Origin of the sequence: Jannaschia sp. GRR-S6-38 (assembly GCF_029853695.1) — a bacterium.
Lineage (GTDB): Bacteria > Pseudomonadota > Alphaproteobacteria > Rhodobacterales > Rhodobacteraceae > Jannaschia > Jannaschia ovalis.
Genome location: NZ_CP122537.1, coordinates 922,659 through 940,291, shown reverse-complemented (window position 1 = coordinate 940,291; position 17,633 = coordinate 922,659). Strand labels below are relative to the sequence as shown.

Sequence of the window (17,633 nt, the reverse complement as noted above, 5' to 3'; positions counted from 1 at the left end):
CGGCCGCCCCGCTCGACGGCAATTGCCGCATCAGTTGCCGCGGGTCTCCTCCGCGATCCGCGCGAAGATCTCCGCCGCCCGCACCGGCCCGCGGGGTGCGGCGGTCAGGTTCGTCGCGCCGATGGCGTCGCCGGCCTTGTCGGCGCTTTCGTTGTGGTTGCGCACCGCCAGCTCGATGGCGGACCGCCCCCGCGAGGAGACGTTGACCCCAAGCGTGGGCGCCTCCGGCACGCGCTGGACATCGCCCATATGCTCGGCGCTGGCGTTCACGTGCCGGAACGCGAAGTCCCGCGCGCTGTCGGCCGAGACGGGCGACGCGGCGGCCATGGCGATGGCGGCGGCGATGATAGATTTCTGGACATTCAGCATCTTCTTTCCTCCAGGTTTGAGTTCGCCGGGTCCGGATCGATCCGGTCCCGATAAACCCAGCATGGCCCTTCCACCCGTATCGCCCCGTCATCGCGCCGTGACTCGACCGCGAAAACGTAGAAGCGGCTTGGGGAGGGACAGACGTCCCGACGCCCGGACGGCCGCGCATCCCCACCGGCCCAGCGGCGCGCCACCGCCCCGCCGCGCGTCGGTCGCTGCCGCGCAGCCTTCGCCCCGCCGAACCCCCGCAGCCGCAGGACGTGGGCTCGCATCCAGAACCCCAGCGCGAGCCCAACCAGCGCCACCCTCCGCCGCTGACCGGCACCCCGCGAGCAACCGATCCAGCCCGCTGATCCGCAACGAAAAAAGGCCGCCTGAGGCGACCTTGCACGACGTGTAGCGGCGGTATGGTGGCGGAGACGAAGGGATTCGAACCCTCGAGACGGTTTCCCGCCTACTCCCTTAGCAGGGGAGCGCCTTCGACCACTCGGCCACGTCTCCGCCGACCGCTCTAGCAGCGGCGGCGGAGGGGGAACAAGGGCAAAAGCCGCGCCGGTTCAGACCGTCTTGGGGTGCAGCACCACGCGCGAGCGCATCGGCACGCGGTTGTAGAGATCGATCACGTGATCGTTCAGCAGGCCGGCGCAGCCATTGGACACCGCGCTGCCGATCGTGCTGGGCGCGTTGGTGCCGTGAATGCGCAGGAAGGTGTCGCCGCGCCCCGGCTGGAACAGGTACAGCGCGCGCGCGCCCAGCGGGTTTTCGGGACCGCCCGGCTGGCCGTCCTCCCATTCCGCATAGGCCGGGTTGCGCTCGATCATGGCCTGGGTCGGGGTCCAGCTCGGCCATTCCTTCTTCGCGCCGACGAAATACTCGCCCGGCTCGTAGAGATCGTCGCGGCCCACCCGCACCATGTAGCGGATCGCCTGCGCGCCCGGCATGGTCCAGTAGAGCATGAAGGCGTCGGGGATCACGTGGACTTCGCCCGGCGCGATATCGGGGCGGATGCGCACCCGGACGGGCTGCAGCTCGGGGCCCGAGATCCGAGCCAGCGCCGACTGCGGCAGGCCTGCGAGCAGGCCCGAGGCCGCGGCACCGGCGATGAGGTCGCGTCGTTGCATCGTCATAGCTCCTTGGTCGCTCCGCCGGCGGCAGCCCGCGCGGTTCGACGCTATTTCCCAAACGCCGCGCCCGGGGGCAAGCGGTCCCCCCTCACGATGACGCGACGGCGTGACCTTGCGGCAACCCTCAGGTGTTGAACAGGAAATGCAAAACGTCGCCATCCTTGACGACATAGCCCTTGCCCTCGGCGCGCATCTTGCCGGCTTCCTTGGCCGCCTGCTCGCCGCCGAGCCCCACGAAATCGTCATAGGCGATGGTCTCGGCGCGGATGAAGCCCTTCTCGAAATCGCCGTGGATCACGCCCGCGGCCCGCGGCGCCGAGGTGCCGGCCCGGATCGTCCAGGCGCGCGCCTCCTTGGGGCCCACGGTGAAATAGGTCTCCAGATGCAGCAGCGCGTAGCCCGCGCGGATCAGCCGGTCGAGCCCCGGCTCCTCCAGCCCCATCTCGGCCAGGAACTCCGCCGCCTCCTCGGGCGAGAGCTGCGCGATCTCCTCCTCGATCGCGGCCGAGATCACGACATGCGCCGCGCCCTGCGCCGCGGCCATCGCGGCCACCGCCTCGGAATGGGCGTTGCCGGTCGCGGCCGAGGCCTCGTCGACATTGCAGACATAGAGGATCGGCTTGGTGGTCAGAAGCTGCAGCCCCGCCCAGGCCTTCGCGTCCTCCTCCGACACCGCGACCGTGCGCGCCGGGCGGCCCGCCTCCAGCGCCTCCAACGCGGCCTTCAGCAGCCGCTCCTGCTGGACGGCCTCCTTGTCGCCGCCGCGCACCTTCCGGCTCAGGCCCTGCAGCCGCTTCTCGATCGATTCCATGTCGGCGATCATCAGCTCGGTCTCGATGACCTCGGCGTCCTCGACCGGGTTCACCCGGCCCTCGACATGGGTGACGTCGCCATCCTCGAAACAGCGCAGCACATGGGCGATGGCGTCGGTCTCGCGGATATTGTGCAGGAACTGGTTGCCCAGCCCCTCGCCCTTGGACGCGCCCTTCACCAGCCCGGCGATGTCGACGAAGGTCATGCGCGTGGGGATCACCTGCTTCGACTTGGCGATCCCGGCCAGCCGCTCCAGCCGCGCGTCGGGCACGGCCACGTCGCCCACATTGGGTTCGATGGTGCAGAAGGGGAAGTTCGCCGCCTGCGCCGCGGCGGTCCGCGTCAGCGCGTTGAACAGGGTCGACTTGCCGACATTCGGCAGACCCACGATGCCCATCTTGAAACCCATGCTCGCCCTCCACGTCGCGCGTCGCCGGGGCACTTACGCGCGGGGCCGCCCGGAAACAAGGCGGGCTGGCTGGAGGGGAGGGCAGGGCGGGAGCGCCGTCGCCGCGGAAGGCCCGGCGCGGGGCCCGGCCGCGCGGCGCTACAGGTCGGGCGCGACGAGCGGCGCCTCGACGATGCCGATATCGATCCGCGCGCAGGCCACCTTCAGGAAATAGATCGCCTCGTCCCGGGGCGCGTCCGCGGCCGGCCCGGGGACCGAGACCTGCGCCTTGAAATCGGCGAACGACAGCACCTGCTCGTCCGAGTAGCCCATGCGCCAGTCCACGAACCGGCGCCGGTCCAGATGGCCCCGGCCGAGCAGCCGCAGATCCCTGTGGCGGGGGTCGAGGTGCAGCCGCTCGTAGAGCGCCCAGAGCGGTTTCGCCGGGCCCTCCAGGTACTGGATGAACAGCCCCGGCTCGGCATGCAGGAATCCCGTCAGCCCGAAGCCTGCGTTGTTCCGCTGCGACACGGTGACGATATCGCGACACGCCGCCGAGTCGGGCGCCACCAGGGCCGTGCTTTTGTAGATGAGATAGTCCATCCGGCTGTCGTCTCTCGATCCGTCTCCATGTCGTGGCCGGGCCGCTTGCCTCCGGCCGGCATCGTGCGGGCGCGCCCCGCGTCCCCTGACGGGACGGGCGGGCGGCGCGTGATCTGCTGACATGCCTGGGGGGCGTCCGCATGCGGACGGGCCTCTTGCGGCGCGGCCTCCCCAAGCGCCTCATCTCCCTGGTCCCATAGTCGGGCCGTTGCCGCTCCGAGGCAAGGATCCGGTTGGCCCGGGCCTCCGGCGCGGCGCGTTGCGGCAAGATCCGGCCGACCAAGATCCGGCCAGCCCGGAGCCGCGCCGCGTCAGGCGCGCTTGTTGCGGCCCTCGAAGATGATGAACCACGCGAGCAGGATGAACATCGGGTGGGTCAGCCCGCCCGAGAAGATCAGCGCGGGGATCCAGATCAGGAAGGTCACGATAGCGAGGATCGGACGGCCGGCCAGCAGGATCGAGAGCGGCGGCAGCAGGATGGCGAAGAGATAATTCATGGCGTCCTACATGGGTGCGGCGGCCTGCCGCGTCCAGTCCCGAGGCGGTCTATCACGTCGTCCGGGCGGCGCACCGGCCGTCCCGCCGGTCGGACCGGGACAAGCGGCGCCGGCCCCGACGGTCGGAAACCTGACCAACGCCCCGGATCATCGCCGCGAAGAAATCCACGTCCGACACAGATCACCCGTAGATCACCCGCAGATCACCCATCGCGCGCCGCGCCGGATTGGTCCGCAAACCGGACCGATCCGCCTGAACGGCCCGTTAACGCCCCGCGCGCGCATTGACCTCGCCCGCGCCCTCGGGCACCCCTCCGCCCACGTCCAAGGAAAGGCCCCGCATGACCCGCATCGACGACACCTTCGCCCGGCTCCGGGCCGAGAACCGCAAGGCCTTCGTCGCCTATGTCATGTCCGGCGATCCCGATGCCGAAACGGCGGCGCAGATCGTCCGTGGCCTGCCCGGCGCGGGGGTGGACATCATCGAGCTGGGCCTGCCCTTCACCGACCCGATGGCCGACGGCGCGACGATCCAGCTTGCCGGCCAGCGCGCGCTCGAAGGGGGCATGACGCTCGACGGCACGCTCGACATCGTCCGCCAGCTCCGGGCCGAGGACGACACCACTCCGGTGGTGATGATGGGCTATTACAACCCGATCTATTCGCGCGGCGTGGACCGGTTTCTCGAACAGGCGCGCGAGGCCGGGGTGGACGGGCTCATCATCGTCGACCTGCCGCCCGAGGAGGATGCCGAGCTCTGCCTGCCGGCGCAGGCCGCGGGCCTGAACTTCATCCGCCTCGCCACGCCCACGACCGACGACAAGCGCCTGCCCAAGGTGCTGCAGAACACCTCGGGCTTCGTCTATTACGTCTCGATCACCGGTATCACCGGCGCGGGGTCGGCCAGCGCCGAGGCCGTCGGCCCCGAGGTCGCGCGGATCAAGCGCTCGACCGACCTGCCGGTCATCGTGGGCTTCGGCATCAAGACCCCCGACGCCGCCGAGGAGATCGCGGCCGTGGCCGATGGCTGCGTCGTCGGCTCCGCCATCGTCGAGCGCATCGGCCGCGGCGACAGCGTGACGGACGTTCTGGCCTATGTGAAATCGCTCGCGGACGGCGCGCATCGCGCGGGCTAAGCCCCGATTTTTCGGTCGAAAAGTCGCCCTTCCGCGGTCAGGGAAGCGGTAGGACGAAATCCGCGCCGGGCCCGTGCACGCTGTCATGCGGACGGATCAGGACCTCGGTCACGCCCGCCGGGATCGCCACGCCCGAAAGCGAGCGCGTGAAGGGCTGCTCCGCGACATGCGGGTGCAGAAGCTCGCGATGGCCCAGCTCCGTCCCGTCGGGCGCCAGCACCGTCCAGCCATCGGCATAATGGTCCCAGCCGGTATCGGCATGGCGGATCGTGACGTCGAAGCGCCAGCTCTCGCCGCTGCGGCTGGCGCGGGCATCCTCGACCACGGGCGGCCCGGCGAGGGCCGGGGCGGCGAGGCAGATCAGGGCAAGCGACAGGCGCATCTTTCAATCCTCCATCAGCAGGCCGCGCGACTGCGAGGTGAACTCGCGCGCGATCAGCACCCAGGCCGTCCCGGCGGTGCCGATCATCAGCGCCCAGGGCCCGATCAGCCAGGTCAGCGCCGCGAAGGCGAAATAGAGCGTCCGCAGCCCGCGGTTAAAATTGATCGCCGCACGGATGTTGATCTCGGCCGCCTGCGCGGCACGCGGGACCGCGTGGCGGTCCTGGGGGTCGTTGGGAACGGCGGCCATGACCACGGCACAATAGCCGAAGAGCCGGTTGGACCAGATGAACTTGAAGAGAGCGACCGTGAGCAGCAGCGCGACGAGCGCGAGCTTGCCCTGCCAGAACGCCGCCGGCTGCCCCGCGACGCCGATCCCCATCACCGCGTCGTCCAGCCGCTCGACATTGCCCGCCAGCGCCAGCACCCCGCCCACCGCGATCATCGCGCCCGAGGCCAGGAAGGTCGTGCCCTGCCGCAGCGTGGCCAGGATCGAGGCGTCGAAGATCCGCGGCTGGCGGGTGATCATCTCCGACATCCAGTCGCGCCGGTAGCGATGCATCAGCGTCGAGACCGAGGGCCGCCCCGCGGGCGGGTTCTCGATCGCCCATCCGACCCCGCCCCAGGCCCCGAGCAGGAGCAGGACGGCGAGGGTGTCGAGGGCGGAAAAGGCGGACAGGACGGAGGGCATCATGTCGCGTCTCTAGCAAAGCCCTGCGCGCTTTACTTTCGCAGAATTGGTCAATATATTTTACCAATCCTCGGAGGTGCCGCCCATGGAAATGCCCAAAGCCAATCCGTTCGTCCTCGACCGGAAAGCCGAACTCGTCTCCCGCCTGCTCACCGTCCTGCCGGAAGACGCGGTGATCCATGCCGAGGCGGAAACGCGCGCCTATGAATGCGATGCGCTGACCGCCTATCGCTGTCCGCCGCTGGCGGCCGTTCTGCCGCGGAGCACCGAGGAAGTCAGCAAGGTTCTGGCGATCTGCCACGACATGGGCGTGCCGGTCGTGCCACGCGGCTCGGGCACGTCGCTTGCGGGCGGGGCGCTTCCGACGGCCGACTCGGTGATCCTCGGCGTGGCGCGCCTGACCGACGTGCTCGAGGTCGATTACGACGATCGCATCATCCGGGTGCAGACCGGGCGGACCAACCTGTCGGTGACCGGCGCGGTCGAGGCCGACGGCTTCTTCTACGCGCCCGACCCCTCCAGCCAGCTGGCCTGCGCCATCGCCGGCAATATCGCGATGAATTCGGGCGGGGCGCATTGCCTGAAATACGGCGTCACCACCAACAACCTGCTGGGCGTCACGCTGGTGCAGATGGACGGCACCGTGGTCGAGATCGGCGGCGCGCATATGGATTCGGGCGGGCTCGACCTGCTGGGCGTCATCTGCGGCTCGGAAGGGCAGCTCGGCGTCGTGACCGAGGCGACGCTGCGCATCCTGCCGAAGCCCGAGGGCGCGCGCCCGGTCCTGATGGGCTTCGATTCGAACGAGGTCGCGGGCGCCTGCGTGGCCGACATCATCAAGGCGGGCGTGCTGCCCGTGGCGATCGAGTTCATGGACCGCCCGATCATCCGCATCACCGAGGATTACGCCAAGGCGGGCTATCCCGATTGCGAGGCGCTGCTGATCGTTGAGGTCGAGGGCTCGGAGGACGAGATCGAGGAGCAGCTCAGCCTGATCGAAGCCATCGCCCGCAAGCACGACCCGGTCGAGTTGCGCCGCTCGGGCTCGGAGGAGGAGAGCGCGAAGATCTGGCTGGGCCGGAAATCGGCCTTCGGGGCGACGGGGCAGGTGGCCGATTACATGTGCCTCGACGGCACGATCCCGGTTTCGGAGCTGCCGCGCGTCCTGAAGGGCATTGCCGACCTGACCAAGCAATACGGGCTGCGCGTCGGCAACGTGTTCCACGCCGGCGACGGCAACATGCACCCGCTGATCATGTATGACGCCAACAAGCCCGGCGACCTGGAACTGGTTGAGCAGATGGGCGCCGACATCCTGCGGCTCTGCGTCGAGGTGGGCGGCTGCCTGACCGGCGAGCATGGCGTGGGCATCGAGAAGCGCGACCTGATGCACGACCAGTTCACGGGCGCCGACATGGAGGCGCAGATGCGCGTGAAGGACGCCTTCGACCCGAAATGGCTGCTCAACCCGGCCAAGGTCTTCCCGCTGGACGTCACCGAGGCGCGCCGGGGCTGAGGCCCCCGCCAGACCGGATCGCGCCCCGGGCTGGGCGCAACGAGGCCGACAGGAAGGGCAGGGACGTGCTGACACCCCAGACCGAGGACCACCTCGCCGAGATCATCCGCGGCGCGAACGCGCCCGTGGCCGTGCGGGGCGGCGCGACGCGCCACCACCCCGGCGACGGCGAGGCGCTGAGCACCGCGGGCCTGTCCGGCATCACGCTCTACGAGCCGGGCGCGCTGACGCTGGTGGCCCGCGCGGGCACGCCCATGGCCGAGATCGAGGCCGCGCTCGCCGCCGAGAACCAGCGCCTGCCCTTCGAGCCGATGGATTACCGCACGCTTCTGGGTACCGAGGGCGCGCCGACGATCGGCGGCGCGGTGGCGATGAACGTCTCGGGCCCGCGCCGGGTGCAGGCCGGGGCCTGCCGCGACAGCCTGATCGGCGTGCGCTTCGTCGACGGCACGGGAACGGTCGTCAAGAACGGCGGCCGGGTGATGAAGAACGTCACCGGGTACGATCTCGTGAAGCTGCTGGCGGGCTCGCGCGGCAGTCTTGGCGTGCTGACCGAGGTGGCCTTCAAGGTGCTGCCCGCCGCGGAGGATGCGGCCTGCGTGCTGGTCGCGGGGCTGGACCTGCCGCAGGCCGTCGCCGCCATGTCGCGGGCGCTGGGCTCGCCCTACGAGGTCAGCGGCGCGGCGCATGTGCCGGTGGGCCTCGACGGCGCGCCGGTCACCATGCTGCGGGTCGAGGGTCTGGCCGCGTCGGTCGCCTACCGCGCCGGGGCGCTGCGCGACCTGATGGCCCCGTTCGGCCCGGCCGAGATCGAGACGCGCAGCGGCGCCGAAGGCGGGCCAGGGGTGCAGACCGGCTGGGCCTGGATCCGCGACGCCGCGATGTTCGCGGGCACCGACGAGGATGTCTGGCGCATCCATTGCCGCCCGAGCCACGCCGCCGAGCTGGCCGCCCGGACCGGCAGCGACCGCCTGCTTCTGGACTGGGGCGGCGGGCTGATCTGGGTCGGCCTGCCCGCCGGCACCGACCTGCGCGCTCGGCTGGCGGATTTCGCGGGCCACGCCACGCGGATGCGCGGCGAAGGCCCCGGCGCCCGGCCGCAGCAGCCCGCGCCCGTCGCCGCGCTGGAGGGTGCGATCCGCGAGAAATTCGACCCCAAAGGCCTGTTCCGGGGGACCGCCTGACATGCAGACCAACTTCACCGCCGAACAGCTGGCCGATCCGGCCATCGCGCGCAGCAACGAGATCCTGCGAAGCTGCGTGCATTGCGGCTTCTGCACCGCGACCTGCCCGACCTACCAGGTGCTGGGCGACGAGCTTGACAGTCCGCGGGGCCGCATCTACCTGATCAAGGACATGTTGGAGAACGACCGTCCGGCGGATGCCAAGACGGTCAAGCATATCGACCGCTGCCTGTCCTGCCTGGCCTGCATGACGACCTGCCCCTCGGGCGTGCATTACATGCATCTCGTCGATCACGCGCGCGAGCATATCGAGAAGACCTACAAGCGCCCCGTTTTCGAGCGGCTGCTGCGCTGGACGCTGGCGCGGATCCTGCCCTATCCCGGCCGCTTCCGGCTGGCGCTGCTGGGCGCCAAGATCGGGCGGCCCTTCGCCTTCCTGATGCCCGACGCGCGGCTGAAGGCGATGCTCGAGATGGCGCCGAAGCGGGTCCCGCCGGTCAGCCGCAACGACGACCCGCAGGTCTTTCCCGCGACCGAGCGGAAGATGCGCGTCGCGCTGATGACGGGCTGCGCGCAGAAGGCGCTGAACACCGATATCAACGACGCCACGATCCGGCTGCTGACCCGGCTTGGCGCGGAGGTCGTGGTGGCCAAGGGCGCGGGCTGCTGCGGCGCGCTGACCCATCACATGGGCAAGACCGCCGAAAGCCACGATTTCGCCGCCCGCAACATCCGCGCCTGGATGCGCGAGGCCGAGGGCGAGGGGCTGGACGCCATCGTGATCAACACCTCCGGCTGCGGCACGACGGTCAAGGATTACGGCCACATGTTCCGGACCGACCCGCTGGCCGAAGAGGCCGCGAAGGTGAGCGCGCTGGCGAAGGACGTCTCGGAGGTGCTGCTGGAGCTTCTGCCCAAGGACCACCCGTTCGAGACGCCGCCGCGGCCCGCGAAGGACGGGGTGGGCGGCATCCCCACCGCGCGCCTGCCCGAGGCCAAGGGCCCCGGCCCGATGCAGGTCGCCTATCACGCGGCCTGCTCGCTGCAGCACGGCCAGCAGATCAAGGCCGCGCCGAAGGACCTTCTGAAGCGCGCGGGCTTCACCGTGCTCGAGCCGCGCGACGCGCATCTGTGCTGCGGCTCGGCGGGGACCTACAACCTGATGCAGCCCGCGATCTCCAAGGAGCTTAAGGCCCGCAAGGTCGCCACGCTCGAGGAACGCGCGCCCGACGTGATCGCGGCGGGCAATATCGGCTGCATGATGCAGATCGGCTCCGCGGCCTCTGTGCCCGTGGTGCACACGGTCGAGCTTCTGGACTGGGCGACCGGCGGGCCGATCCCGCCCGCCATCGCCGATTTCGAGCCGGGCCGCGCCCGTGCCCCAGAGGTGCCGCGTTTGCGCTGACAAATCGCCCCGTTGCGGCGCGACACCGGGGGGAGCCTCTCCCGGAGTTCCGCCCATGCTGCGCCTCGCGATCCTCCTCGCCCTCGCCGCCGTCCTCTGCGGCCCTCAGGCCCGGGCGCAGTCGGAGGCGTCCCAGTCGCGCGTGCTGGCCACCTCCGCCGATCTCCGCGGGCTCGAGGCAGTCGGACGGCTCGACCTCGGACGGACGGGGTTCTGCACCGGCGCGCTGGTCTCGCCCACGCTGGTCCTGACGGCGGCGCATTGCGTCTTCGATGCGCGCAGCGGCCATCCCCACCCGATCGACACGATGACCTTTCGCGCCGGGCTGGCCTACGGCGCCTCCTTCGCGAGCCGCGGCGTGCGGCGGATGGTGATCGACCCCGCCTATCGCAACGTCGCGACGGTGGATCTCGAGAATGTCGCCCGCGACCTCGCGCTTCTGGAACTGGACCAGAGCCTCGACCTGCCGGGCATCCGGCCCTTCCCCGCCGCCGGACGGCTGTCGCGCGGCGACCGCGTCACGCTGGCCAGCTACGGCCGCGACCGGGCCGAGGCGCCGACGCTCGAAAGCGGCTGCCGCGTCCTCGACCGCGACAGCAAGGTGATGCTTCTCGATTGCGACGTCGATTTCGGCTCCTCCGGCGCGCCGGTCCTGATCGCGACGCCCGCGGGGCCGCAGATCGTCAGCGTCATCTCGGCGATGAGCGAGGGAACCGACGGGCGCCGGATCGCGCTGGCCGTCGCGGTCGAGCAGGGATTGGCCCGGCTGGTCGGGGAATTCGCCCGCAGCCCGGTCCTGCGCCCCGACGCCAAGCGGCTCAGCGGGACTGGCGAGGATCGCGGCACGATCCGATTCATTCGGCCCGGCGACTGACACAATCGGGCCGTTCGGCCCCAACCTTACCCGGAACAGGCGACAATCCGGTCCTCAAGGCGCCCGCTTCTCCCGGCAGGTTCGACCGAAGGATGCCACCTCCGGAGGACTCGCGCCCGTGCCGTTCAGCTTCGCCCCCGCCCGCCTGGGCCTCGCCCGTCTCGGCCTTGCCCTCGCCACGGCCGTCGCCCTGGCGCTTCCGGCCGCCGCCGATGACGCCCGCCTCCGCACCCTCGGCACGGCCGACGAGACGCGCGGCTGGGAAGCAGTCGGGCGGCTCAATTTCGGCGAAAGCGGGTTCTGCACCGCCGCGCTGGTGACATCGGATGTCGTCATCACCGCCGCGCATTGCCTCTTCGACAAGGAAAGCGGCGAGAGGATCCCCGCCGAGGAGATCGAGTTCCAGGCCGGGCTGCGCTTCGGCCGCGCCGAGGCCTATCGCGGCGTCCGGCGCATCGTCATCCATCCCGGCTACGACTTCTCCGAGGCCAACCGGCTGGGCCGTGTCAGCGTCGATCTGGCGCTGCTCGAACTAGATCGCCCGATCCGCAACGGCCATGTCCGCCCCTTCCGCACGCAGCTTCGGGTGCGTACCGGGCAGACCGTGCAGGTCGTCAGCTACGCCCGCGAGCGGGCCGACGCCCCCTCGCGCGAGGAGGCCTGTACGATCCTGACCCGCGACCATGAGATCCTAGTGCTGAGCTGCTCGGTCGATTTCGGTGCATCCGGCGCACCGGTCTTCGCGACCTTCGAGGACGAGGTGCGGCTGGTGTCGGTCATCTCGGCCAAGGCGGAATGGGAAGGCCGGCAGGTCGCGCTCGCCGCCGTGATGGAGGAGGAGCTCGACGTGCTGATCGGCGAATTCGCCCGCACGCCGGCGGCCGCAACCGTGGGCAAGCGCATCGTGGTCGACCCGGTGGAGACCGCCGCGCGCGACTGACCGGGCGCGGCCCCGGCCCTTGACGGGCGGCCCGCGCGCCTCACCCTTCCCGGGTATGATCCGTCCCCTGCTCGTCACTGCCCTGATCGTCCTCGCCGCGCCCGCGCGGGCGGCCTGTCCGCCCGCCCCCGAGATCGCGCCGCGCATGGACGCGCTGCTGGCCGAAGTGCAGGCCGCGCCGGACGAGGGCGCCGCCCGCGCCGTTTCGGCGCGCATGTGGGCCGTCTGGACCGATGCGCCGGACAGCCGCGCGCAGGAGCTTCTGGACGAGGGGATGCAGCGCCGCGCGGCCTTCGACCTGGCCGGCGCCCGCACCGCCTTCGACGCGCTGGTCGCCTACTGCCCGGACTATGCCGAGGGCTACAACCAGCGGGCCTTCGTGAACTTCATCCTGGGCGAACACGCCGCCGCGCTGCCGGACCTGGACCGCGCCATCGCGCTGTCGCCGCGCCATGTCGCGGCCATCGCCGGCAAGGGGCTCACGCTGATCTCGATGGGGCGCGTGAGCGAGGGGCAGGACGTCATCCGCGAGGCGCTTGCGCTCAACCCCTGGCTGTCCGAGCGCCGCTTCCTAGATATCGCGCCCGGGCCCGCCGGCGACGAGATCGAGCTCTAGCGCGCTTGCCAAGCCGCCCCCCGGACCGCTACGCCACGATCATGCGGGCGTGGTGGAACCGGTAGACACACCAGACTTAAAATCTGAGGGGCCTTGCCCGTGCGGGTTCGAGTCCCGCCGCCCGCACCAGTTTCTTTTTTGGCCTACCGCCCTTCGGGCTACTTGAGGCCGGTCGGCTTGGCCTATCGCCCTTTGGGCGCTTTGGGCGGGTCGGACCCCTCCCGCCGCCTGCGGCGGCGTCGGATCGGGGGCGGCGTGCCGGGCGCTCAGCGCACCCGTTCGGCCGAATAGGCGATGGCGCGCTGGTAGTTGCCGCTGTCGTTCCAGGCGCTCAGCACCCCGAAATTCGCCGTGCCCGGCCCGAAGGGTTGCCCCGCCTGCCAGCCATTCGCGCGCAGCATGTTCGCCGCCGAGGCCAGCGCGTCCACGGCGTTATAGGGATCGGCCCGCCCGTCGCCCGAGGCGTCGACGCCGAAGCGCGCCCAATTGCCCGCGAGGAACTGCATATGGCCCAGCTCGCCCGACGGGCCGCCGCGGGTGCCGGCGCTGATCACGCCGCGATCGGCCAGTTGCAGCGCCGCGATCGCGTGGCTTTCGAAGCGCGGATGCCGGCGGCAATAGGAGGCCAGCGTCACCGCGCCGTCGACGATCGGCGTGCCGCCAAGATAACCGCCCCAGGAGGTCTCGAGTCCCCAGATCGTCGCAAGGATCGCGCCCGGCACGCCATAGGCGCGCTCCAGCGCGGCAAAGGTGTTGGAATTGGCGTTTACCTTCTGGCGCACGCTCCTGATGAAGGCGTCGGCTGAACTGCCGGAACGCTTGGCGAGAAAGGCCGCGGGGTCGCCGCTCGACACGCCGGTCTGGCTGGAGGGCTGCGACTCGAAGCGCCAGGTGATGCCCGAGAGCCGCGCGTTCTGCAGCGCCTGCAGGCCGCGCTGTCCGACGCCCGAGTCCGCGGCCTGCTGCGCGAGCCCGGCCTTGTAGCTGGGAAACTGGCCCTGGCTGGTGATGCATTGCGCGGCGAAGGCCGGTGCGGCGGCGAGCGAAAGGACGACGGCGGCGAGAAGGGCGCGCATGGCGGGGCTCCGGTCAGGGCGAGAGTTCGGGTCGGATCGGAGCGTAACACGCGCCCGGCGTCTGGCAAGACGCTTGCCCCGGCGTCACACCGGTTCGGCGAGGGACAGGAGCCGGTCCAGATCCAGCGCCGCCGCGAGGTGGTCGGCCAGCGCGTCGAGCGTCGCCTCGACGGTCTCGGCATGCGGCCCGCCTTGCGGCGCGGCCCCGAGGTCCCGCAGGAAGGCGTCGCGGAAGGCGTCGCCGGCGAAGAGCCCGTGCAGGTAGCAGCCCTTGACCCGTCCATCCGGGCTGGCCGCCCCGAGCGGCGCGCCGTCCCGGACCAGCCAACCGCGCGCGGTGTCGGGCCCGGTGGTGACGCCCAGGTGGATCTCGTAGCCCGCGACAGGCGCGCCGGAGGCGGGATCGGTCGCGGTGACGCGCGCGAGGTGCTTGCGCGGCTGCAGCACCGTCTCGACGTCCAGAAGCCCGAGCCCCGGCACGCGGCCCGGCGGGCCTTCCAGGCCCGCGGGATCGTCCAGCCAGCGGCCCAGCATCTGGTAGCCGCCGCAGATCCCCAGCACGTGCCCGCCCCGCCTGTGATGCGCGGCGAGGTCGATATCCCAGCCCTCGGCGCGGAAGGCGGCGAGATCGGAGATGGTCGATTTCGAGCCCGGGATCAGCACCAGGTCGCAGACGGGCAGGGGCCGGCCCGGCTCGACCAGCTCGACCGAGACGCCGGGATCGGCGGAGAGCGGATCGAGATCGTCGAAATTGGCAATGCGCCCCAGCCGCGGGACCGCGATGCGGAAGCCGCCGTCGCGCGGCGCGGCGCGGATGTCGAGGATGTCCTCGGCGGGCAGGCGCCACGCATCGGCGAACCACGGCACGGTCCCGAGCGGCGCCCAGCCGGTGCGCGCCGCGATCTGGCGCGTGCCCTCGTCGAAGAGCGTGACGTCGCCGCGGAACTTGTTGACGAGGAACCCCCGGATCCGCGCCGCGTCCGCCGCGTCGAGCACCGCCTTGGTGCCCACCAGCTGCGCGATCACGCCGCCCCTGTCGATATCGCCGGCCAGGATCACCGGAAGGCCGGCCGCCTCGGCGAAGCCCATATTGGCGATGTCGCCCGCGCGCAGGTTGATCTCGGCCGGGCTGCCCGCGCCTTCGACGACGACGAGGTCGGCCTGCGCGGCCAGTCGCCGGAAGCTGTCGAGGCAGGTGTCGAGCAGCCGCGGCTTCAGCGCCGCGTAGTCGCGGGCGCGCACCGTCGCGATGCGCCGGCCCTGAACGACGATCTGGCTGCCGGTCTCGGTCTCGGGCTTCAGCAGGACCGGGTTCATGTCGGTCAGCGGCTCGACCCCGCAGGCCAGCGCCTGCAGTGCCTGCGCCCGGCCGATCTCGCCCCCGTCGGCGGTGACGGCGGCGTTGTTGGACATGTTCTGCGGCTTGAAGGGCAGCACGCGCAGGCCGGCCCGCGCGAAATGCCGGCAGAGCCCCGCGACCAGCATCGACTTGCCCACGTTGGAGCCCGCCCCCTGCACCATGATCGCCCGTGTCATCGCCCTGCGGCTCCCCGTCCGGTCGCGCGACCCCGCGCGCGCCGCACTCATCCCCGCTCCGCGCGGGGACGGCAAGCCCGCCCACGCGCCGGCGGGACCCGATCAGGTCTTCTCGACCGCCTCCGACGCCGCCTGCGACGCCGCCGCCGCTACGGGATCGCCATGCAGCGGCGGGTGCGGCGGGACCGGGAAGCCCGCCTCTTCCATCAGCTTGTTCGAGGCGGTCTCGATCCGCTTCTCCAGCAGCGCCATGAAGGTCGGGCGGTCGAGGCCGGGCGGGATCGGCTCGAGGAACTCCATCACCGCGGTGCCGCGCTTCCGCAGCAGGCCGCGCTTGGGCCAGAACACCCCGACATTCGTCGCCACCGGCACGCAGGGCTGGCCGAGCTGTTCGTAGAGCGCGAAGGTCCCGACCTTGTAGGGCTTCCGCGCGCCCGGCGCGACGCGGGTGCCCTGCGGATAGATCAGCAACTGGCCGTCCTTGCGCTCGCCCGCGCGCACGTCGGCCAGAAGCTTCTTGATCGCCTCGGCCCGCTTGCCGCGCTCGACCGGGATGCAGCCCAGCCGCATCGCATAGGCCCCGAGGATCGGCGCGTATTTCAGGATCGACTTCATGATGAAGAAGGGCCGGGGCATCGTGCCCCAGAGGATCAGGATATCGAGGAAGGACTGGTGCTTGGCCGCGACCAGCACCCCGCCCGTCGGCGGCGTGCCCCGGACTTCGGAGCGCAGACCGCAGATCGCCTCGAGCATCGTCACCGTGGTCCGCGCGTAGAAGTTGCAGCCGGCCCGCGCGCCCACCCGGCTGGCGATGGCGCGGGGGGCGAAGGCGAGGCCCACCACCGCCATCCACAGATACATGGCGATGTTGAAGACGAGCGAGCGGAGATATTGCATCCCGGACATCTACTCGAAAGAGGCCAGCGCGCGAAAGGCCGCGCGTCGCGTCGCCACGAAGGCGACCAGCCCGGCGAGCGGCGGGATCAGCGCGGGCAGAAGCCAGCCGGCCCCGCTGAACCCCAGGCCCGTCAGGAAGCCGCCGGCCGCATCCGCGCGCGGCAGCGCGGCGATCGCGGCCACGCCGAGCGCGGCGCCCAGGGCCGCACCGGCGATCGCGCGCAGCGTGAAGCGGCGCGTGAAGGCGCGGGCGACATAGGCGTCGCGCGCGCCCACCAGCCGCAGCACGCGGATCACCGGGCGGTTCGCAGCCAGCGCGGCCTGCGCGGCCAGCGTCACCAGCGCGGCCATCGTGCCCGCGATCAGGCCCAGCGCCGTCCAGCCCAGCGCGCGCAGCCGCCCGGCCGCGGTCACCAGGGGCCGCCGCCAGCGCGTGTGATCGTCCCAGACCGCGCCGGGCACTTCGGCGGCCAGCCGCAGGCGCAGCCCCTCGGCGTCGAGATCGGTGCTCTGCACGACCTCGATCAGCCGGGGCAGGGGCAGGCGATCGAGCGGCAGGTCGGGCCCGAGCCAGGGCTCCAGCAGCGCGGCCTGCTCGGCGCGCTCCAGCTCGCGGGCCGCGGCGATGCCGGGCGTCCCCGCAAGGATCTGCAGCACCGCGTCGACCTGCGCGTCGGCCTGCGCGTCGGGCGCCGAGATGCGGATCGTCGTGGCCTGCGCCAGGCTCTCGGACCAGCGCTCGGCCAGGCGGCCGGTGGCCAGCGACAGCGCCAGCGCGAAGACCGCGAGGAAGGCCATCGCCGCGGCGACCAGCACGGTCAGCCAGACGGTGTGCCCGGTGGGCGGCACCACGCGGTCGGCCGCCCGGTCGCCGATCGCCACGTCGATCACCGCGCGCAGCCGTCTCACAGCCCGGCTCCCGCCGCGGCCAGCGTCCCGCCCGCCAGCCGCAGCACCCGGGCCGAGACCATCGGCTTCGCGGCGCGGATCAGCGCGAGGTCATGGGTCGCGATCAGCACCGTCTTTCCCATCCGGTTCAGCTCCGCCATCAGCGTCAGGATCCGCTGCGACATCTCCCAGTCGATATTTCCGGTGGGCTCGTCCGCGATCAGGATGTCGGGGTCCATGATGACCGCGCGGGCCAGCGCCGCACGCTGGCGTTCCCCGCCCGAGAGCTGCTGCGGCAGGGCGTCGGCGCGGTGGCCCAGCCCGACCCAGCCCAGAAGCTGGTCGAGATGGTCGCGCCCGATCTCCTGCCCGCTGACCTGCAGCGGCAGCAGCACGTTCTCGGCGATGGGAAGGTGGTCGAGAAACTGGCAGTCCTGGTGGACCACGCCCACCCGCCGGCGCATCCGCGCGAGCCCGTCCCGGCCCAGCTTGCGCGTGTCGCTGCCGAAGGCGTTGACCTGGCCCTCGGTGGGCTTCAGCTCGCCGTAGCAGAGCTTCAGGAGCGTGGTCTTCCCGGCGCCCGACGGTCCCGTCAGGAAATGGAAGGAGCCCGGCGCGAGCGTCAGGTCCAGGCCGCTCAGCAATCCGCTGCGCCCGTAGGAATATGCCGCCCCGCTCAGCTCGATCACCGGTCCGCCC

Annotated in this window: 19 protein-coding genes and 2 tRNA genes; 8 read left to right on the top strand and 13 right to left on the bottom strand. The window is 71.3% G+C overall.

All coding sequences use genetic code 11. The annotated features are described in order from the left end of the window. Positions 1-30 precede the first annotated feature (30 nt). From P8627_RS04825 to P8627_RS04800, 6 genes are all read right to left on the bottom strand, one after another. The gene (locus tag P8627_RS04825) at positions 31-369 is read right to left on the bottom strand and encodes a hypothetical protein (protein WP_279966499.1); all 339 of its coding nucleotides are present in this window, start codon (positions 367-369) and stop codon (positions 31-33) included. Positions 370-780: 411 nt separating this feature from the next. Continuing rightward, positions 781-870 (bottom strand) — tRNA-Ser (locus P8627_RS04820). A gap of 56 nt (positions 871-926) precedes the next feature. Continuing rightward, the gene (locus P8627_RS04815; RefSeq protein ID WP_279966498.1) at positions 927-1,490 is read right to left on the bottom strand and encodes a L,D-transpeptidase; all 564 of its coding nucleotides are present in this window, start codon (positions 1,488-1,490) and stop codon (positions 927-929) included. Between the two features lie 127 nt (positions 1,491-1,617). Beyond that, entirely contained in the window at positions 1,618-2,715 is a 1,098-nt protein-coding gene (gene ychF, locus P8627_RS04810; RefSeq protein WP_279966497.1) for a redox-regulated ATPase YchF, read from the bottom strand. A gap of 138 nt (positions 2,716-2,853) precedes the next feature. Beyond that, positions 2,854-3,297: a BLUF domain-containing protein gene (locus tag P8627_RS04805; protein WP_279966496.1), complete on the bottom strand. Its 444-nt coding sequence runs from the start codon at positions 3,295-3,297 to the stop codon at positions 2,854-2,856. Positions 3,298-3,608: 311 nt separating this feature from the next. Beyond that, positions 3,609-3,794, bottom strand: a complete 186-nt coding sequence (locus P8627_RS04800) for a hypothetical protein (RefSeq protein WP_279966495.1) — start codon at positions 3,792-3,794, stop codon at positions 3,609-3,611. 341 nt (positions 3,795-4,135) lie between these two features. On the opposite strand from P8627_RS04800, the gene trpA reads away from it, so the two are divergent. Beyond that, the gene (gene trpA, locus P8627_RS04795) at positions 4,136-4,930 is read left to right on the top strand and encodes a tryptophan synthase subunit alpha (protein ID WP_279966494.1); all 795 of its coding nucleotides are present in this window, start codon (positions 4,136-4,138) and stop codon (positions 4,928-4,930) included. A gap of 37 nt (positions 4,931-4,967) precedes the next feature. On the opposite strand, the gene P8627_RS04790 is transcribed toward trpA, so the two are convergent. Then, on the bottom strand, positions 4,968-5,312 hold the full coding sequence (locus P8627_RS04790; protein ID WP_279966493.1) for a hypothetical protein: 345 nt from the start codon (positions 5,310-5,312) through the stop codon (positions 4,968-4,970). A gap of 3 nt (positions 5,313-5,315) precedes the next feature. Beyond that, positions 5,316-6,005, bottom strand: coding sequence for a DUF599 domain-containing protein (locus P8627_RS04785; protein ID WP_347882289.1), 690 nt, complete (start codon positions 6,003-6,005; stop codon positions 5,316-5,318). A gap of 82 nt (positions 6,006-6,087) precedes the next feature. Here P8627_RS04785 and P8627_RS04780 point away from each other — a divergent pair, with 82 nt between their 5' ends. From P8627_RS04780 to P8627_RS04750, 7 genes are all read left to right on the top strand, one after another. Further along, the gene (locus P8627_RS04780) at positions 6,088-7,518 is read left to right on the top strand and encodes an FAD-linked oxidase C-terminal domain-containing protein (protein WP_279966492.1); all 1,431 of its coding nucleotides are present in this window, start codon (positions 6,088-6,090) and stop codon (positions 7,516-7,518) included. A gap of 68 nt (positions 7,519-7,586) precedes the next feature. After that, a complete protein-coding gene (locus P8627_RS04775; protein WP_279967397.1) occupies positions 7,587-8,702 on the top strand; it encodes an FAD-binding protein in 1,116 nt (371 codons plus the stop codon). A 1-nt stretch (position 8,703) separates the two neighbouring features. Continuing rightward, a complete protein-coding gene (gene glcF, locus P8627_RS04770; RefSeq protein ID WP_279966491.1) occupies positions 8,704-10,107 on the top strand; it encodes a glycolate oxidase subunit GlcF in 1,404 nt (467 codons plus the stop codon). 55 nt (positions 10,108-10,162) lie between these two features. Further along, the gene (locus tag P8627_RS04765) at positions 10,163-10,981 is read left to right on the top strand and encodes a trypsin-like serine peptidase (protein ID WP_279966489.1); all 819 of its coding nucleotides are present in this window, start codon (positions 10,163-10,165) and stop codon (positions 10,979-10,981) included. A 118-nt stretch (positions 10,982-11,099) separates the two neighbouring features. After that, the gene (locus P8627_RS04760; RefSeq protein ID WP_279966487.1) at positions 11,100-11,921 is read left to right on the top strand and encodes a trypsin-like serine peptidase; all 822 of its coding nucleotides are present in this window, start codon (positions 11,100-11,102) and stop codon (positions 11,919-11,921) included. A 55-nt stretch (positions 11,922-11,976) separates the two neighbouring features. Then, complete coding sequence (locus P8627_RS04755) at positions 11,977-12,537, top strand: tetratricopeptide repeat protein (protein WP_279966485.1); 561 nt, start codon at positions 11,977-11,979, stop codon at positions 12,535-12,537. A gap of 43 nt (positions 12,538-12,580) precedes the next feature. Then, positions 12,581-12,666: transfer RNA gene (locus P8627_RS04750), tRNA-Leu, on the top strand. A 137-nt stretch (positions 12,667-12,803) separates the two neighbouring features. Here P8627_RS04750 and P8627_RS04745 read toward each other — a convergent pair. The 5 genes from P8627_RS04745 to P8627_RS04725 all read right to left on the bottom strand — a co-directional run bounded on the left by P8627_RS04745 (position 12,804) and on the right by P8627_RS04725 (position 17,623). Next, positions 12,804-13,613 (bottom strand): lytic murein transglycosylase, encoded by an 810-nt coding sequence (locus tag P8627_RS04745; protein WP_279966483.1) that lies wholly within the window; start codon positions 13,611-13,613, stop codon positions 12,804-12,806. Between the two features lie 84 nt (positions 13,614-13,697). After that, positions 13,698-15,149 (bottom strand): cobyric acid synthase, encoded by a 1,452-nt coding sequence (locus P8627_RS04740; RefSeq protein ID WP_279966481.1) that lies wholly within the window; start codon positions 15,147-15,149, stop codon positions 13,698-13,700. Positions 15,150-15,251: 102 nt separating this feature from the next. Continuing rightward, positions 15,252-16,046: a lysophospholipid acyltransferase family protein gene (locus P8627_RS04735; RefSeq protein WP_347882288.1), complete on the bottom strand. Its 795-nt coding sequence runs from the start codon at positions 16,044-16,046 to the stop codon at positions 15,252-15,254. 9 nt (positions 16,047-16,055) lie between these two features. Then, positions 16,056-16,955: a cell division protein FtsX gene (locus P8627_RS04730; protein ID WP_279966477.1), complete on the bottom strand. Its 900-nt coding sequence runs from the start codon at positions 16,953-16,955 to the stop codon at positions 16,056-16,058. Then, positions 16,952-17,623 (bottom strand): cell division ATP-binding protein FtsE, encoded by a 672-nt coding sequence (locus P8627_RS04725; protein WP_279966475.1) that lies wholly within the window; start codon positions 17,621-17,623, stop codon positions 16,952-16,954. Before P8627_RS04725 ends, P8627_RS04730 begins: the two co-directional genes overlap by 4 nt. Positions 17,624-17,633: the final 10 nt, after the last annotated feature.

What these genes read in the sequence shown, in the direction of transcription:
- P8627_RS04825 (WP_279966499.1), bottom strand. Translation starts at nt 369, where the DNA reads ATGCTGAATGTCCAGAAATCTATCATCGCCGCCGCCATCGCCATGGCC.
- P8627_RS04815 (WP_279966498.1), bottom strand. Translation starts at nt 1,490, where the DNA reads ATGCAACGACGCGACCTCATCGCCGGTGCCGCGGCCTCGGGCCTGCTC.
- ychF (WP_279966497.1), bottom strand. Translation starts at nt 2,715, where the DNA reads ATGGGTTTCAAGATGGGCATCGTGGGTCTGCCGAATGTCGGCAAGTCG.
- P8627_RS04805 (WP_279966496.1), bottom strand. Translation starts at nt 3,297, where the DNA reads ATGGACTATCTCATCTACAAAAGCACGGCCCTGGTGGCGCCCGACTCG.
- P8627_RS04800 (WP_279966495.1), bottom strand. Translation starts at nt 3,794, where the DNA reads ATGAATTATCTCTTCGCCATCCTGCTGCCGCCGCTCTCGATCCTGCTG.
- trpA (WP_279966494.1), top strand. Translation starts at nt 4,136, where the DNA reads ATGACCCGCATCGACGACACCTTCGCCCGGCTCCGGGCCGAGAACCGC.
- P8627_RS04790 (WP_279966493.1), bottom strand. Translation starts at nt 5,312, where the DNA reads ATGCGCCTGTCGCTTGCCCTGATCTGCCTCGCCGCCCCGGCCCTCGCC.
- P8627_RS04785 (WP_347882289.1), bottom strand. Translation starts at nt 6,005, where the DNA reads ATGATGCCCTCCGTCCTGTCCGCCTTTTCCGCCCTCGACACCCTCGCC.
- P8627_RS04780 (WP_279966492.1), top strand. Translation starts at nt 6,088, where the DNA reads ATGGAAATGCCCAAAGCCAATCCGTTCGTCCTCGACCGGAAAGCCGAA.
- glcF (WP_279966491.1), top strand. Translation starts at nt 8,704, where the DNA reads ATGCAGACCAACTTCACCGCCGAACAGCTGGCCGATCCGGCCATCGCG.
- P8627_RS04765 (WP_279966489.1), top strand. Translation starts at nt 10,163, where the DNA reads ATGCTGCGCCTCGCGATCCTCCTCGCCCTCGCCGCCGTCCTCTGCGGC.
- P8627_RS04755 (WP_279966485.1), top strand. Translation starts at nt 11,977, where the DNA reads ATGATCCGTCCCCTGCTCGTCACTGCCCTGATCGTCCTCGCCGCGCCC.
- P8627_RS04745 (WP_279966483.1), bottom strand. Translation starts at nt 13,613, where the DNA reads ATGCGCGCCCTTCTCGCCGCCGTCGTCCTTTCGCTCGCCGCCGCACCG.
- P8627_RS04740 (WP_279966481.1), bottom strand. Translation starts at nt 15,149, where the DNA reads ATGACACGGGCGATCATGGTGCAGGGGGCGGGCTCCAACGTGGGCAAG.
- P8627_RS04735 (WP_347882288.1), bottom strand. Translation starts at nt 16,046, where the DNA reads ATGCAATATCTCCGCTCGCTCGTCTTCAACATCGCCATGTATCTGTGG.